Below are 15726 nucleotides of genomic sequence, written 5' to 3'. Positions count from 1 at the left end.
AAGGATTGGAAAAATAACTTTGGCTAAAGCCAACCGAAATTCATCTCCCACCTACTCATTGGTGCGATTCGCACCTTCACATTCCTTGAGGATGGGAGACTTCTTTCGGAAAGACGTTAAAAAAGTTCAAAAAATTGCTTCAGCCTGCCACCCGCCCATATGCTACAATAAAATAAAGAAATGAATATGGAAAGGAAGTATTTTTATTTAAAATAATCGTTAAGGGAGGGCGTCTCATGAATAGCTTTGGCGAGAAGTTGAAATTTTACCGTGAATTAAACGGGATGAGCATCGAAGAACTGGCCGTGAAAGCCCGGATTGGCAAACATACACTCGAACAGTACGAAACCGGGGAACAAATTCCGACCACACAGACAATATTAAAACTCTCCACTGTTCTTGATGTAGCCGCTTCCGTATTTTTGGAAGCGCTCGGAAAAAAATAATTTTATAAGAGGTTTAAATTTCATTCACAACGGCTATCCTAATACTACAATGCTTTCCTTAGTGAGGGCGACTTTCGGGAAGCCGCACTATCATAAGTATTCCCCCTTTTTTTATTTTTGCGGGTCCCGTTTTCCGGCCCCGTTTTTTGTATGCTGTAAAGAGAAAAAACAGCGCCTCGTTTAGAGCGCTGTTTTCCTGTTTTTTGGATTCGCTTTTTATCCTTTCAGCCAGAATGCACGGGCGGCCGCTGCAAACAGACTTCCTTACCGTTTTGGAAATTCCCTTGTATATTGGACCGTTTTTCCAGCGCGGTACCGGCTTCAAGTGTTCGCTTCGGGAACTTCTACGGGCGGCCGCTGCAAACAGACTTCCTTATCTTTTTGGAAATCCTCTTGTATATTGGACCGGAATACCTGCGTCTTTGCGGAGCACGATACCGGCTTCGAGCGCCCAGTACGGGTTGCGGAGCATGCCTCTGCCGACCGCAACAAGATCTGCTTCTTCGTTTCCGATTACCGCATTGGCAAGAACCGGGTCTTCCAGCCGGCCGACAGCAATGACCGGAACGTTTAAAGCCTCTTTGATCCGGCGTGCAAGCGGCACCTGGTAAGCAGCGTGCGTCCCCGGGCGCCCGTCTGCACCGATAGGGCCCTCGCCTCCGGAACTGATATGAAACAGGTCAACACCCGCTTCCTTATACGCCTTCGAAAATGCAATGCTTTCTTCAATGCCATACCCGCCATCGACATATTCACGGGCTGAAATGCGCATAATAAGCGGCATGTCAGCAGGCATTTCTTTTTTGGCAGCGGCGATGACTTCTTTTCCGAATAATGCCAAATCCTGTCCGTATTCATCTGACCGTTTGTTTGTATAGCGCGACTGGAATTCATGGATCAGATAACCGTGCGCGCCGTGGAGTTCGATCGTGTCAAAACCGGCCTGGACGGCGCGGCGGACAGATTCGCCAAATTTGCGGACGACTTCTTTGATTTCTTCCTTCGTTAATGCCTTCGGTGTTTTTGCATTGTCATCAAAAGGGATAGGGGAAGGGGCAACCGGCTGTTTTGCGTCCTGTGCTTTTCTGCCGGCATGTCCGATTTGAATCCCGACTTTGGCGCCGTACTGATGGCACGCTTCCACAATTTTGGCAAGCGGGGCGATCTGTTCATCAGACCATAAGCCGAGATCGTTGTCGGTAATTCTGCCGTCCGGCTCCACATCGGTCATCTCAATAATGATCAGGCCGGCACCCCCGATGGCACGGCTGACGTAATGGACATAATGCCAGTCAGTGGCAACGCCATCTTTTTTCTCAACGGAGTATTGGCACATAGGAGGCATGACAATACGGTTTTTCACTTCAAGCGATTTCAGCTTGTACGGGGTAAATAAATCATTCATTGCAAAACCACTCCTTACGCCTGATATTTTTGCACCTGAACCGCTATGTAAATGGCGGAAAAGTTCGTTCCAAATATAACAAACCGGTGTTCCAACCGTCAAAACTTGCGCTCACAGTCCTTGTGCGTGCAAAATTCTGCCTGATTGTGTTAAAATCATCATACACTTACATATCTAAGCGAAAGAAGGAATGAAGGATGGCTCAAACGATTCCAAAATTAACATTCAATAACGGCGTTGAAATCCCGCAACTCGGCCTCGGCGTTTTTCTTGTAAAAGAAGAAAATGAGTTGAAAAACGCTGTGAAAGCCGCGCTGGAAACCGGCTACCGCCATATTGATACTGCGATGATTTACGGGAATGAAACATATGTCGGCGATGCAATCCGGGAAAGCGGCGTAGACCGGAAAGAAATCTTCATTACGTCGAAAGTGTGGAACTACGACCACGGCTATGAAGAAACAAAAGCCGCTTTCCAGGCGAGCCTCGACCGTCTTGGCACCGATTATTTGGATCTTTACTTGATCCACTGGCCGTCACCGAAATATATTGAAACATGGAAAGCAATGGAAGAACTTTACCATGAAGGCAAAGTAAAAGCGATCGGCGTATCGAATTTCCAAATCCACCATTTGGAAGATTTGCTGGCCCATAGCGAAGTGGTGCCGGTGATCAACCAAATTGAGACACATCCGGAATTTCCGCAAAATGAACTGCATGCATTTCTGAAACAGCATCATATTTTACATGAAGCATGGGGCCCGCTCGGCCAGGGCAAAAACAACCTGCTTGAGCAGCCTGTTTTGGTTGAGCTTGGGAAAAAATACGGCAAAACCCCGGCGCAAATTGTGCTGCGCTGGCACGTGGAACGAGGCATTGTCGTCATTCCAAAATCGGTGACCCCGAGCCGGATTAAAGAAAACAGCGAGATTTTCGATTTCTCGTTAACCCCGGAAGACATGGAAAAAATCGCTTCTTTGAACACCGGGAAACGGTACGGAAGGAATCCGGATGACGAAGAATTTTTAGCACAAACTTCCGTAAGGCCGGAATAAAGACGGGCAGCTGTCCTCTGGGCAGCTGCTTTTTTAATTGCTTTTCCGGAAATGATACCGGTTTCTCCCGGAGCGCCTCCCATCGCCAATTTCTTGCGGCTTTCCGGCGATTGATTGATTTTTCCAGAGATCCCCTTTGGTTTTGCTGTACTTTTCATGCCGGCTGCTTTTTTTCCAGCGAATGCGAAGCCACCATGGGAGGTTCATGCCCGCCGTTTCGCGGGGGGCTGCGCCTGTTGTTTTGGATCTTTTCGCCTGAACCCGCTGGTTTAAATTTTACGCTGGTTTTTCTCTGCCCCAAGGCAGCAAGATCAATCATCAAAATGGACGCATTTTCCAGCCATTGGTATACTGATTACAAAATACGAAAGGAGCGATAGAAATTGTCCATTTCCATTCCTGAAATCAAACTGAACGACGGGATGACCGTTCCGGCCGTCGGATTCGGCACATACAAACTGAACGGGGCGGCAGGCGTCCAGGCGATCGTAAGCGCCATTGATGCGGGTTACCGCCTGATTGATTCGGCATTTAATTATGAAAACGAAGGAGCGGTCGGCGAAGCGGTCCGGCGCTCTTCCGTTCCGCGTGAACAGCTGCGCATCACTTCGAAACTCCCGGGGCGGCACCATGCTTATAAAGAAGCGGTCCAGACCATTCAGGAATCATTGTACAGGTCCGGCCTCGATTACTTTGACCTTTACCTCATCCACTGGCCGAACCCAAGCAAAGATTTATATGTGGAAGCGTGGCAGGCGCTTGTCGATGCGCAAAAATGGGGGCTTGTCCGCTCGATCGGCGTTTCCAACTTTTTGCCGGAGCATTTGCAACGGATCATAAAAGAAACCGGGGTTGCGCCGAGCATAAACCAGGTGGAACTTCACCCTTATTTCGCACAGGAGGAGCAGCGCGCCTGGCATGAAGAACACGGAATTGTAACGGAATCATGGAGCCCGCTTGGAAGAGCGAACCATCTGCTTGAAGATCCGGCGATTCAAAAAATTGCTGCGGCCCATCAGAAATCCGTTCCGCAAGTGATTTTGCGCTGGCATACACAGCTTGGCGCCATTCCGCTCCCGAAATCGGCTTCACCGGAAAGGCAGCTGGAAAACTTGTCTATCTTTGATTTTTCGCTTTCTGAAGAAGAGATGCGCACCATATCCGGGTTAAGCCGCCCGGACGGCAGGACTTTCGGCCAGGATCCGGCAACCTATGAAGAATTTTAAAGACATATTTGTGAACGATGCAGATACGTATTTTGAGAAGGTTCCGGCAATCTATGAAAAATTTTAAAGCCATGTAAAAAAAGGGGCTATCCCAATAGTCGTTAAACGGCTGATGGGAGCCCCTTATTTTTGTAAGTATGATATAGTTGGTTGTTGGTTGTTCATTTCAGTCACGATGCCCACAAACGTTTCATGAATCTCACAATTATCTGTTCAGGAGCCAACGGGACTGCTCCTTTTTTTATAAGCACGATACAATTGGTTGTTCGGTTTCCGTCACGATGCCCACTAGCGTTTCATGAATCTCACAATTATCTGTTCAGGAGCCAAATGGGACTGCCCCTTTTTTAAAACAAGAACCGGACCGGATAGAAGCCGGTTCCGGCCATTAATAAACGATGACCGGTTCGTTTTGTTCCAGGTTGTCATAGACGGTTTTCATGACACTTGGCGGCGTGTTCACACATCCGCCGGAGCCGTGGTGGACATAGGCGTCCATGGCCCAGTTCTTCCGCCAGCTCGCATCATGGAAGCCAACACCGCCGAGCGTGAAAGGCGCCCAATATTTTACCTTAACGGAATAATTCGGGTTGCCCGCTTCACTGCCCTCCAATACAGACGGGGACTCTTTATATTCGATGTACCAAACCCCTTTTGGCGTATCTTCGTGTGTATCATGCCTTCCCGTTACAACCCGGGTCGTGACTTTCAGCTTGCCGTCCTTATAAATCCAGATGCGCTGGTCGGAAATCGACACTTCCGCATACGTATCGCCAATCCCGTTTTCGGCCAGGACATGGTAGCCGACGCCGATCGTGCTGTACCCTTCGCCGTAAATATTGTAAGCCTTGACGGTATCCTTGCCGTTTTGAAAGGCGTCCGCAATCCGTTTCGCTTCCGCTTTCGTATCAATCGCCCAGCCGTACGACTGGCCTTTTACGGAAATGACGGAGCCCGCATGCGTTTTGAAACTGAAGTTTTTATGGAGCGTCGATTTCTCCTTGTTCAACGCATCCAGCCGCGACTGGATGCCGGACGGGTCAATTGCTAGTTTCATATCTTTTGAGACGGATGCATTTTGAATTAGTTCACTTGCCTTGAACGGATATTTCTTTTCCTGCAGGATATAGTTGACAGTCTTGTTCGAGAGTTCCTCAAGCTTTTGCTTTTCCTGCTTTACAATTTTGCTGTTTTCGCGGACCGGTTGAAGTTTTACCGGACGCAAATGAATTTCACTATTGTATTTTTGTGTGTCATATGCCTTTAACATGGCGGAAATGTCGTATTGATTGCCGTTTTCGCTTTTCGATACACCAATTTTTCCGTCCTTCAGATAAGCCTGTGCATCTTTTGGTGCCTGCAGATGTTGATTTTGCTGTTCCAGTTTTTTGGAAACTTCCTGCTTCAGTGTCACATTGCGGTAGTGATCCGTCCGCCCCGGCATGACCATATAATTTTTCTCTTTAAAAGACGGAATCCATGTGCGCTGGGTTTTGAAAACGCGTTTTACCTTCGCCATATCACCGTCTGTAAAACGGACCTTTGTATCTTTCCCGTCCACCAAAACTTTGTTCCCGACATATACTTTATTTGTTAATGTCATAGACTTTAATTTTTTCATCGCCTGTTCAGTGGTCATGCCGCCGACTTTGACGTTGTTGATTTTGACATGCGGATTAAAACGGGTAGCCTGGTAATAGCCGGCACCGCCTAAAAGAATGATGACAACTGCCGCAATGATGCCAATAAGAAGACTTTTCTTCCTGGTTATGGCCGATCACCCCAATAAAGTAGTTTATGTTACAAAAAGATTACATCATTTACATATAAGATATATGAATCAGTCCGGTTATACAAGTCATTTATTCCATTTCATCCAACGTTCACAAATCTTTGGGAAGCGCATGACGCCATCCCCTGCTTTTTCCCCCGGAAACAGCGGTGTTTTAGCCTGACATCTCATCTGTCTGCTCCTATAAAAAAGAAAACACAATAAGCGCATTTGTAATGGCATGCCGTAACCACATCTGCCACCTCCTATAAAAAAGAAAACGCTAATCCGCATGCGGAAAGCGATTTTTCTTCATGATTTCTTCTTCCAGTTTTTTTGCCTGCTTCACCTGCTTTTCATTGATTTTCCGGAAAATGAAAAACACGAGCACCGCAAGCAGCACAAAAAAGGAAAGTGAGATCAACGCCGGGATATAATATTTTTTCTCCTGCGGAAATTGAACAAGAAATCCGATGAGATATGGAAACAATGGCACTTCCCCCTTTTCAACCATTATAACAGCCAGGGGCCGCAAATGAAACGGTTACAGCACCGCATTTTTCATGCGGTGCTGTTGAACAGGTTTCCGAAAAAAGCCGCAGGGCAGGCCGGCATGGTAACTCGCGATTAACGTATGGTGATTTTTTCGATGATGACATCGTGCACCGGTTTATCCTGCAGACCTGTACGGACGCCGGCGATTTCATCGACAACCTCCATGCCTTCCATGACCTGGCCGAATACGGTGTGACGGAAATCAAGCCACGGTGTCCCCCCTTTTTCCATATAAGCTTCTACGACTTCAGCCGGGTAACCCGCCTGTTCCATTTGCCCTTTCATGCTGGGATCAACCGTTTTGCTTTGGACGATGAAAAACTGGCTGCCGTTTGTGTTCGGGCCGCCGTTGGCCATGGACAAGGCACCGCGGAAATTGAAAAGCCGTTCTGAAAATTCGTCTTCGAACGGGGCGCCGTAGATGCTTTCGCCGCCGGTCCCGTTTCCGCTCGGGTCCCCGCCCTGGATCATGAACCCATCGATCACACGGTGGAACGTCAAGCCGTCATAGTAACCGTTTTTGCTGTGCGTGACAAAATTCTCGACCGTTTTCGGCGCAAACGCTGGAAACAGCTTGATCGTGATCGTTCCCATATTGGTCTGCATGTCTGCGACCGTTTCGTTTTCGCGCACGCCCGCTTGAAGTTGCGGATACATGGTTTCGTCTGCCATATGTTTAAAACCTCCATTTGTTTCACTATTCTTGTCTACTTTACTAAAATCCGGGCAAAAAGTCCAAACGTTTTCTTTTGCTTCTTTCCGGCTTTTTCACCATAATGGTAGTAAAAGCGCAAGGGGGAATCAGCTTGGAAGTTGGAGATAAGATTGTGACAACGAAAAAAACCGGGAAATATATTGGAGAAATTACGCAAGTGTTTCCCGACCATTATGTATTTAAGGTACTGGCCGTGTTAAAGCATCCCGCCCAGGGGGATTTGCACCACCCGAATGAAGGGGATGTACCGTTTTTCCATGAGCGGAAAGCTTTGGCCTTCGGAGAACAAGCGAATATCCCGCGGAAAACGGTCAAACCGTACAACGGCGAGATTCCGGATTACGAGGCGTCGCTAAAAACCGCTGTCCGCGAACTGATGGAAAAGCTTGAAAAAGAAGACACACTTTACAGCCGGAAAAGCATCGCCGCGTTAAAAAGTTTGATGAAAGAATATGGCATATCACCCGTTGGATGATTTTCCCAGCGGGTTTTCTGATGGCAGGGGCAATGATACTGTTAGGGAAAACGTGATATCCCCTTTTTTCTGCGGCAAAAAGGGAATCGGGGAATGCTTCTTTTTACTTCCTTCCTGTAAGCCGCGCGTAAATATCCAGTGCCAAATGCCGATGCCCAAATCCGTGGATCCGGATTTTGCCTTCCATGTTCTGATATACCAGCCTTAAATCAGCCGGATGCCTTTGTATTCGTTTACTTTGAAAATGATAGGATATCCTCCTTCATCATTCCCTTTCAAACACGATCCAACATTTCTCTGCCGTTTTACTTGATAAATTGCGCGTACATGGCCCGGCCGGAACTGTTTGTGGCAAAACGGGCGGGATCCAAACTTTTCCAAAATGGGGTTCGGATTTCAAACATATACTAGATGTGCGGGCCGTCCTATACAAAAGTGCGTTTCAAGCATACGATGCAAGGGTAAAGTTCCTCCGTCAAAAAACGGACACCTTTTTTTACAAGCCGGTTTTGTTGAAGTTTCGGTGATAAGTTTTATAATAATATTTAGGTCAACGAAATATTTACTCTATATACTTTTATCTTTTTTTATTGCGCAAGGAGGCGATTTTCTCATCTGATGAGCCAGGAAAAACGCAATTTGTATATTATGTTCGTCTGTAACTTTTTAGTAGGTGCCAGCTTAACGATGATCGTTCCGTTTTTATCGTTATATATTCAAACATTCGGCCACTTCAGCGACAGCTATGTCCAGCGCTGGGCCGGATATATTTTTGGCGTGACCTTTCTGGTTGCTTTTTTTATGTCGCCAATCTGGGGGCGCATCGGCGACAAATACGGCTTTAAACCGACGCTTATTATTACCGGGTTCGGCATTGCCGCGAGCCTGTTGTTTATGGGGCTTGCGGACAATGTCGCCACTTTATTTTTGACCCGGATTTTCATGGGGATCGTGACCGGGTTTATCCCGACTTCCATGGCGCTCATTTCCAAGCAGACCTCGAAGGAGGAAGCCGGCAAGGTGCTCGGCACTTTGCAAATGGGCAATGTTTCCGGAAACTTATTCGGGCCGCTGATTGGCGGATCGATTGCGGACAATTTTGGTTTTAAATACACTTTTATGATTACAGCCGTTGCCATTTCGATTGCCGCGCTTGGCGTTGTTTTCGGCATTAAAGAAAAACGTGCCGATCCTGCCCGGCGAAAAGGGAAACCTGTTTCTCCCCTCGCTGTTGTGAAACAAATTGTCAGCCGCCGGATTTTGATTACTGTTATGGTGATTGCACTCTTGATCCAAATGGCGAACTTTTGTGTTCAGCCGCTTTTGGCACTGTATGTCAGCCATTTGACAAGTTCAGGCAATATTGCATTTTTATCTGGGCTTGCTTTTTCCGCCACCGGCTTCGGCAACCTGCTTTTGGCAAGGCAGTGGGGCATGCTTGGCGATAAATACGGGCATGCAAGGATTCTTTTGATTTTGCTTGTGCTTGCCTGTGCCTTCATGGTGCCGCAAGCTCTCGTAAGCCATTTATGGCAACTGATTATTTTGCGGTTTTTGTTCGGCATGGTGATCGGCGGGATGAACCCGAGCATTGTGGCGTTTATCCGCCTCGAAGCGCCGCTCAGCATGCAAGGCGAAGTGCTCGGTTATAACCAAAGTTTCCGGTTTCTCGGGAATGTAACAGGGCCGCTGATTGGCGGTTACGTATCCGTCATCTCCGGCATTTCATCTGTGTTTTATGTAACCGGAGTTTTGTTCCTGTTCGCATTTGCGCTCCTTCTTTACAGTGTAAAATCAGAACAGCGCCGCACCGTCCGGGAAAGCTAAAACGGCAAGATACCAGTTTGGTGGTATCTTGCCGTTTTTACTTTTTCTTGCCGGGCCGTGAAACTTTTAGCTTTTTTTTGGCACGACCGCAATGGTACAGCGCGACAGGCAAATTAAGTTTTCGTCTTCGTCTTTGATTTTGATTTCCCAAACCTGGGTGCTTTTGCCCCGGTGCACGGCCTCGGCAACTGCGGTTACGGTGCCGTTTCGTTTTGAGCGGATATGGTTGGCATTGATTTCAAGTCCGAAACAGACTTCTTTTTCTAAATCGATCAGCATCGCAGCCCCGAGGCTTGCTGCGGTTTCCGCGAGTGCAACGGATGCCCCGCCGTGCAGGTATCCGAGCGGCTGTATCGTTTTTTCATTCACAGGCATGGTCGCCACTACTTTCCCGGGCTCCATTTGGACAAGTTTTATGCCCAGCGCGCCGATCATTGTATGTTCCAATTCCATCTCTTTCCCCCCGGTTCGGATTGTCCATACATCTTTCAAGCCTTTCTTTCATACGATGTAAAAAATGATGATCCCCGCCTGAGAAAGAAGGTGAGAATATTGTACTACAATCCGTATTATGTTGTTCCTTCCTTTCCATACTATTCCATGCCTTACCGCCAATATCCTGCCGTCCACCCGAAAAAATTTATGGATTCGGCCATGCGCACGCACGCGCTCTTGGCAGATGCACAGCTTTTGCTTAACCGCATTTCCCGCTCTACGGCTTTTGCCGGGCAACTGATGTCTGCTGCACAAAAATCAGATTCGACCGATGTCGGTCGCATGCTGACGGGTACCGGTATCCAGCATATACCGCGCGTGTTTTATACACCGGACGGCCTTGTATTGCAGTTTGTCCACCAGGCCGCGGGCAACCAGGAACCTTGCTGTGAGCTCCGGATGAAAATGCGCTGGTCATAACTTGCGGCTTGTCCATAGCTCTGGGATCCTGCCCCCCGAATTGTTTTTTATAAGCTGTATGAAGGACGAAACCAAAGACGCGGCTCTCTGATTTGTCCTTCATCGGCTGTATGAAAGACAAAATCAATGGCTCCGTGCTCCGAATTGTCCTTCATCAATCCGATGAAAGACAAATTTCAAATCCCAGAACGGCGAAATGTCCTTCATAGACTGAATGAAGGACAAAATCAATGGATCCGTACCCAGAATTGTCCTTCATAAGCTGTATGAAAGACAAAATCAATGGCTCCATACCACGATTTGTCCTGCATCAACCCGATGAAAGACAAATTTCAGATCCCAGGACGGCGAAATGTCTTTCATAAACTGAATGAAGGACAAAATCAAGGACTCCTTACCCCAAATTGTCCTTCATAAGCTGTATGAAAGACAAAAACAAAGGCTCCGTGCTCCGAATTGTCCTTCATCAACCCGATGAAGGACAAATTTCAAAACCCAGAACGGCGAAATGTCTTTCATAAACTGAATGAAGGATAAAATCAAGGACTCCTTACCCCAAATTGTCCTTCATCGTTTGTATGAAAGACAAAAACGTGGGCGCCGCTCCCCAAATTGTCCTTCATGTTTTATCATTTGAAGCCGTTCCAACAAAATCCTTGTTTCGGAACTTCTTGCAACCAAAGGAGCCGGGTATCTTTCCGAAAAAATAACCCCCGCTTGAGAAGCGGGGGTTATTTTTAATAATACGGGAATGGCGGATATCCTCCGTACGGAACCGGTGGATATGGCACCGGAGGGTATGGAAAATACGGGCGTGGCCTTACCAGTGCCCCGCCAAGCAAACCGCCGAGAAAACCACCCAGAAGCGGTCCTGCGAAAAACGGGGAACGTGCCGGGTAATGTGCATGCGGATACATCAAATAACCTCCTCTCCTTCTATTTTTAGTGTATGCATCCCAGCACTACCGGATTGGGCGTTACGCAGACGCTGACTTTTGCCCGTTCTTTTTTTTGCGTCTTTCCTGCCACAAAATCAGCAAAAGCGTTATAATCGGAAAAACCACTTGCATGGGAAGGTGAAGCAGAACAGGCACCACTTTGATGCCCTCATCAATATGTTCCGCATACGTTGACGCAATCATCACCGATGCGCACAACATGATCAGGCCGAGCGGATAAACTGTTCTCTTATAGCTGCTCACATGAAACAGCTCCGTAAACATTATGCAAGCCGCATATAAGAAAATCCCTACTTTAAAAAAGCCGCCAACGATTAAAGCCAACATAAAAAATACATCCAACCGCTCCAGAAAATGGGCGATTTGAATTTCCTGGATGGTCGTAAGCAGCGGAAACGGGGAACGCATCATTACATCCACGCCAAGTACACAGGTATTGATCAGCATCGAGATCGCCAAATTTGTACCGCTTAACCACATGGCGGACAGCCCGGCTACCTTTACACCCTTTATCTTGTCTACAAGCGGAAAAATGGACAAAAACGCAATCGTTTCGCCGAAAGGAATATAAATCGTCTCTGTCGCCATTGTTTTCATAATAGGCATGGGTCCGTTTTCCAGTATGGGTTTCAAATAATTAACGTTAATGAGCCCCGATGAAGTAATCAATACGAAACTCGTAATTGCCAAAAAATAAATAAAGATGAAAAAGATCTCCCCGGTTCTGGCCATCACTTCCATTCCTTTTTTCACTGCATACATGACGCAAAAAGCCATGATCACTGTGATAATAAATCGCGGTGTTTCCGGATAAGCCGATATAATCAGCATTTCTCCAAAGTCGCGCAGCACCCTGGCAGAAAGATACAAAAAGTAAATGCCCATGGCAAAGCCGAAAAACCAGCCAATGACTTTTCCGTAAATCGCCCGCAACCATTCGACCGGCGAAATGCCAGGATAGAAGGAAAATATTTTGTAATAAACGTAAAACAAGAAAAACCCAACGCTCAAGCCGCTTAAAACCGCAAGCCATGCATCCTGCTTTGCGCCCTTTCCGATCCCCAGCAAAAGGGCACTGCCTAGTTCAAACATACAAATTAACACAAATAATTGGTATGAGGAAATCTTCGCCTTTTCCATATATCACCAGGCCCTATTATTTTAAATTTGAAAGGAATGGATTTGTCCGTAGTTCAGAATTGGCGATGACGACATCTGCATGCACTTTCACTTTTAAATGGGCAAAACCATTTTCATTCCAATGATGCTTTAAACTGTGCCACTCTTTCGGGTACTGGCGGTAAATCATTTCCCCGAAGCCGAACACATCACATTGATCGCGCTGCATATGGCGAATGCCTTTGTTGATTTGCTGCTCCACATTTTTTTCGTATGCTTTTTCAATCCGGACCATTTCCTTGGAATCCATTACATCAAGCGGCACATCGACTTCTTGTAGCTGACCTGCAAGGCGAATGTGAATATGCATTTCCGGCTTCCCGTTTTTCATAACCGGTTTCATTCCGATAATCGTTTTTCTTACCCGCAGCCCGAGCGCATTTGGATGATGAGCCCAGTCTATTTCTAGCGCAGACATCTTTGTTTTTTTCAATAGCCATGTAATCGTACGGGCATCCTGTCCGCCTACCCAATCAATCAATTTTCCATGTTTTAAGATCCCGATCCCTCCGCTCGTTAAGTATGCGTCCAGTTTTGTTTGATTCTGGCTGTCCTGCTTCCCTCCTTTTTTCGGATCCCCTATCAGCTTGAAGCTTCCCACTACCGCTTCTTTTCCTTCCGTTGTAAAGTCATATAAGATATCGGAAACATCTGTTTTTATTCGCCCACCGACATTTTCTTCCGCATCTTCCAATGTTTTATTGATTTTATTGGTCGGAATATGGTCAATCGGCGTCATCACCTGAAGAATATCTTCCGCCTTACCTTTGCGGGCAATCAGAACGGAAGCAGTATTGCGGAATTCTTTACGCCTGTCAAAAGTATCAATAACCGGATAGATGCCATTTTCCGCCAAGTTTCTGCCAATCAAGAGAACGTTTGTATGAGAAAAATATAGTCTCCTGGAAATTTCCTGGTCTGAAGCGAGAATGGCTTCCTCAATCGTTTTGCCTTCCGTCTGATAGATGGTAACAGGAGGACCCTGCCCGCCGCCGATTTGCATGCCGCTTGGAATGTTTAAGTAATTAACAATTTGATAGGTCAGCAAATAATGCCCGTTCTCAAGCTGGTCAATGCCAATGGCGCTTACAAAGGCAATATCCGTTAACTCTTTATGGCTCCAGCAGCCTGTCAGCAAAAAAGAAGCCATAAAAAGGGCAACGGCCGTTTTCCATCGACTGCTCATCATGGTTGCTCCCCATTCGCATCATTTTTTTGTTTCGGCGGCATTGGCTTTTGGTTTTCTGCCTGGCGGACGATATTTTTCTGGCTGAAGAGACGCGGCCTGGCGCTCATCGACCACATTGGCACGCGGATCACCGTATCACCGGAGTTGGAACGAATGAAAGGGGCAATCGGCGCCGTGTATGGCACGCCGAAAGACCGCAAGCTGGTCAAATGGACAACAAGCGCAATCATCCCAATAATGATGCCGTAAAAACCGAAAGTAGCCGCCAGAAGCATAAAAACAAAACGACACAATCTGGCTGAAACAGCAATGAAAAAAGAAGGGGTAGAAAAACTGGCGATGGCCGTGATCGATACCACAATGACCATTGCGGGAGAAACAAGTCCGGCCTGCACTGCCGCTTGCCCGATGACAAGCGCCCCGACAATCGAGACGGTCTGGCCGATCGGACGCGGCAGACGAAGTCCGGCTTCCCGGAGGATTTCAAATACAATCTCCATCCCAATTGCCTCGACAACAGCCGGGAAAGGAATCGTCTCCCGCTGCGCCGCGAGCGTGAAAACAAGCTGTGTTGGGATAAGTTCCTGATGATAGGTTGTCACGGCGACATAGACAGCAGGCCCAACAAGTGAGATTAAGTAGCTGAGCACCCGCAAAAAGCGGAGCGCTGTCGCAATGTCAAACCGTGTATAATAGTCATCTGCCGACTGGAAAAATTGGATAAAAACAGCAGGTGCGAGCAAAACGAACGGCGTGCCGTCCACAATGATGGCGAAACGGCCTTCCAATAAATTGGCCGCCACCACATCCGGCCTTTCCGAATGGTACATTGTCGGGAAAATGGTATACGTTCTATCTTCAATGAGCTGTTCAATATATCCCGATTCCAGAATGGCATCGATTTTAATCGTGTTTAACCGTTTACGGGCTTCTTCAAGGATTTTATCGTTTACAATTCCTTTTATGTACATGAGCGCAACATCGGTCTGAGTCACTTCCCCGATTTTAAAGTTCTCAATCCACAAATTCGGGTCTTTAATCCGTTTGCGGATCAATGAGGTGTTCACACGTAAAGATTCAGTAAAACCTTCACGCGGGCCGCGTACAGTTACTTCGGTTGAAGGTTCTTCAATCGCCCGCTGTTTCCCGCCCCTTGTGCTGATGCTTAATCCGCCGTATACGCCGTCAATCAGTAAAATGGTCTGTCCGCTCAACAGCTCCGCAAACAAGTCATTCCAATTCATGACCTTTTTTACGCCGCCAATTTTAATGACATGCTTTATGATGCTGTCGAGTATATTTTCACCGTCCAAATACCCGTCGATTTCCGGATTACCCATCAAGATTTCAAGCAGGTTTTCATTGATCATTTTCGGATCATACAGGCCATCAACGGATATAACGGCAGCCGGTAAATCATTGCCGCTTCCAAGCATGATTTCATGAATCACAATATCAGAACTGTTCCCGGTTGTTTTTTTCAACTGTTGGATGCACGTTTTTAAATCGGTGCCCATGGTCAAACACGGGATATCCGTTACAGTCCCGCTCGTATCATTCCCGCGCACAGGTGTTTTCTGCACATCCCCGCTTTTCTTTGCACTTTTGTTTTTATTTTTTGCAGCGCTTCTCTGTTTTTTCCACCAATATGGCATACCGATCCTCCTTTTCGCCCGTGCATGACTGTTTGCAACGGAGCACAAACTACTGATGAAGACATCTTGTTGTTAGTATGTTTCGATTCGAAAAAAATATGAAAGGAATTAGCATGCATGAAAATCGCTTTCCTGACCGGGATTGTCGCACTGGTCCTCTATGTCTTCATCGCTGGCATTGATTTTTATATGACGAGGGACCTTATTAGCTCTATCTACCATCCGATCGGTACCTTCGATACTTTTTATCCTATTGAAAAAGGCGTGCTGATGTTATGCATCATGGCGCTCATATTTAAAATCACAATCGGTGTGTTGAAACAGAAAGAACGGCTGCAAAAATGAAGAATCGAG

The 15726-nt window shown here is 46.9% G+C and carries 15 protein-coding genes; 7 read left to right on the top strand and 8 right to left on the bottom strand.

From position 1 onward, the window contains the following. Positions 1 to 236: 236 nt before the first annotated feature. Positions 237 to 446 (top strand): helix-turn-helix domain-containing protein, encoded by a 210-nt coding sequence (locus NFR98_RS05390; RefSeq protein WP_019721420.1) that lies wholly within the window; start codon positions 237 to 239, stop codon positions 444 to 446. A 373-nt stretch (positions 447 to 819) separates the two neighbouring features. Here NFR98_RS05390 and NFR98_RS05385 read toward each other — a convergent pair whose 3' ends face one another. Further along, positions 820 to 1851: an NADH:flavin oxidoreductase/NADH oxidase gene (locus NFR98_RS05385; protein WP_017553439.1), complete on the bottom strand. Its 1032-nt coding sequence runs from the start codon at positions 1849 to 1851 to the stop codon at positions 820 to 822. 197 nt (positions 1852 to 2048) lie between these two features. On the opposite strand from NFR98_RS05385, the gene NFR98_RS05380 reads away from it, so the two are divergent. Together NFR98_RS05380 and NFR98_RS05375 are read left to right on the top strand one after the other, a co-directional pair. Then, entirely contained in the window at positions 2049 to 2906 is an 858-nt protein-coding gene (locus NFR98_RS05380) for an aldo/keto reductase (RefSeq protein WP_013860101.1), read from the top strand. A 383-nt stretch (positions 2907 to 3289) separates the two neighbouring features. Next, entirely contained in the window at positions 3290 to 4132 is an 843-nt protein-coding gene (locus NFR98_RS05375) for an aldo/keto reductase (protein WP_251459795.1), read from the top strand. A gap of 388 nt (positions 4133 to 4520) precedes the next feature. Here the strand turns inward: NFR98_RS05375 and NFR98_RS05370 are convergent, their stop codons facing one another. From NFR98_RS05370 to NFR98_RS05360, 3 genes are all read right to left on the bottom strand, one after another. Then, positions 4521 to 5771: a L,D-transpeptidase family protein gene (locus NFR98_RS05370; RefSeq protein ID WP_014097567.1), complete on the bottom strand. Its 1251-nt coding sequence runs from the start codon at positions 5769 to 5771 to the stop codon at positions 4521 to 4523. Between the two features lie 415 nt (positions 5772 to 6186). Further along, positions 6187 to 6399 (bottom strand): hypothetical protein, encoded by a 213-nt coding sequence (locus NFR98_RS05365; protein WP_235221920.1) that lies wholly within the window; start codon positions 6397 to 6399, stop codon positions 6187 to 6189. 131 nt (positions 6400 to 6530) lie between these two features. Then, positions 6531 to 7130 (bottom strand): peptidylprolyl isomerase, encoded by a 600-nt coding sequence (locus tag NFR98_RS05360; RefSeq protein ID WP_014097565.1) that lies wholly within the window; start codon positions 7128 to 7130, stop codon positions 6531 to 6533. 134 nt (positions 7131 to 7264) lie between these two features. Between NFR98_RS05360 and kapB the strand changes: the two genes are divergently transcribed. Continuing rightward, complete coding sequence (gene kapB / locus NFR98_RS05355) at positions 7265 to 7648, top strand: kinase-associated lipoprotein KapB (protein WP_014097564.1); 384 nt, start codon at positions 7265 to 7267, stop codon at positions 7646 to 7648. Positions 7649 to 8266: 618 nt separating this feature from the next. After that, positions 8267 to 9475, top strand: a complete 1209-nt coding sequence (locus NFR98_RS05350) for an MFS transporter (protein WP_061575146.1) — start codon at positions 8267 to 8269, stop codon at positions 9473 to 9475. Positions 9476 to 9541: 66 nt separating this feature from the next. Here the strand turns inward: NFR98_RS05350 and NFR98_RS05345 are convergent, their stop codons facing one another. After that, positions 9542 to 9928: a PaaI family thioesterase gene (locus NFR98_RS05345; protein ID WP_013860109.1), complete on the bottom strand. Its 387-nt coding sequence runs from the start codon at positions 9926 to 9928 to the stop codon at positions 9542 to 9544. Between the two features lie 99 nt (positions 9929 to 10027). Here NFR98_RS05345 and NFR98_RS05340 point away from each other — a divergent pair, with 99 nt between their 5' ends. Continuing rightward, on the top strand, positions 10028 to 10390 hold the full coding sequence (locus tag NFR98_RS05340; RefSeq protein WP_017552033.1) for a YuzC family spore coat inner layer protein: 363 nt from the start codon (positions 10028 to 10030) through the stop codon (positions 10388 to 10390). 977 nt (positions 10391 to 11367) lie between these two features. Here the strand turns inward: NFR98_RS05340 and NFR98_RS05330 are convergent. From NFR98_RS05330 to NFR98_RS05320, 3 genes are read right to left on the bottom strand one after another with little or no spacing between them, the layout of a single operon-like run. Next, positions 11368 to 12489, bottom strand: a complete 1122-nt coding sequence (locus NFR98_RS05330) for a GerAB/ArcD/ProY family transporter (RefSeq protein WP_251459792.1) — start codon at positions 12487 to 12489, stop codon at positions 11368 to 11370. A 16-nt stretch (positions 12490 to 12505) separates the two neighbouring features. Then, positions 12506 to 13714, bottom strand: coding sequence for a Ger(x)C family spore germination protein (locus tag NFR98_RS05325; protein WP_251459790.1), 1209 nt, complete (start codon positions 13712 to 13714; stop codon positions 12506 to 12508). Then, positions 13714 to 15372, bottom strand: a complete 1659-nt coding sequence (locus NFR98_RS05320) for a spore germination protein (protein WP_251459788.1) — start codon at positions 15370 to 15372, stop codon at positions 13714 to 13716. Before NFR98_RS05320 ends, NFR98_RS05325 begins: the two co-directional genes overlap by 1 nt. A 117-nt stretch (positions 15373 to 15489) precedes the next feature. On the opposite strand from NFR98_RS05320, the gene NFR98_RS05315 reads away from it, so the two are divergent. Continuing rightward, on the top strand, positions 15490 to 15717 hold the full coding sequence (locus NFR98_RS05315) for a hypothetical protein (protein WP_035184158.1): 228 nt from the start codon (positions 15490 to 15492) through the stop codon (positions 15715 to 15717). The last annotated feature ends 9 nt before the right edge of the window (positions 15718 to 15726 follow it).

The organism is Weizmannia agrestimuris (assembly GCF_943193165.1).
Classification (GTDB): Bacteria; Bacillota; Bacilli; order Bacillales; family Bacillaceae_C; genus Weizmannia; species Weizmannia faecalis.
Note: the sequence above shows the minus strand (reverse complement) of the source record. Positions and strands in the feature narration are given on the sequence as shown.

Coding starts and splice junctions, on each gene's coding strand:
- NFR98_RS05325 (WP_251459790.1), bottom strand. CDS start 13,714: ATGAGCAGTCGATGGAAAACGGCCGTTGCCCTTTTTATGGCTTCTTTT.
- NFR98_RS05385 (WP_017553439.1), bottom strand. CDS start 1,851: ATGAATGATTTATTTACCCCGTACAAGCTGAAATCGCTTGAAGTGAAA.
- NFR98_RS05330 (WP_251459792.1), bottom strand. CDS start 12,489: ATGGAAAAGGCGAAGATTTCCTCATACCAATTATTTGTGTTAATTTGT.
- NFR98_RS05370 (WP_014097567.1), bottom strand. CDS start 5,771: ATGACCACTGAACAGGCGATGAAAAAATTAAAGTCTATGACATTAACA.
- NFR98_RS05315 (WP_035184158.1), top strand. CDS start 15,490: ATGAAAATCGCTTTCCTGACCGGGATTGTCGCACTGGTCCTCTATGTC.
- NFR98_RS05345 (WP_013860109.1), bottom strand. CDS start 9,928: ATGGAATTGGAACATACAATGATCGGCGCGCTGGGCATAAAACTTGTC.
- NFR98_RS05390 (WP_019721420.1), top strand. CDS start 237: ATGAATAGCTTTGGCGAGAAGTTGAAATTTTACCGTGAATTAAACGGG.
- NFR98_RS05350 (WP_061575146.1), top strand. CDS start 8,267: ATGAGCCAGGAAAAACGCAATTTGTATATTATGTTCGTCTGTAACTTT.
- NFR98_RS05380 (WP_013860101.1), top strand. CDS start 2,049: ATGGCTCAAACGATTCCAAAATTAACATTCAATAACGGCGTTGAAATC.
- NFR98_RS05320 (WP_251459788.1), bottom strand. CDS start 15,372: ATGCCATATTGGTGGAAAAAACAGAGAAGCGCTGCAAAAAATAAAAAC.
- NFR98_RS05360 (WP_014097565.1), bottom strand. CDS start 7,130: ATGGCAGACGAAACCATGTATCCGCAACTTCAAGCGGGCGTGCGCGAA.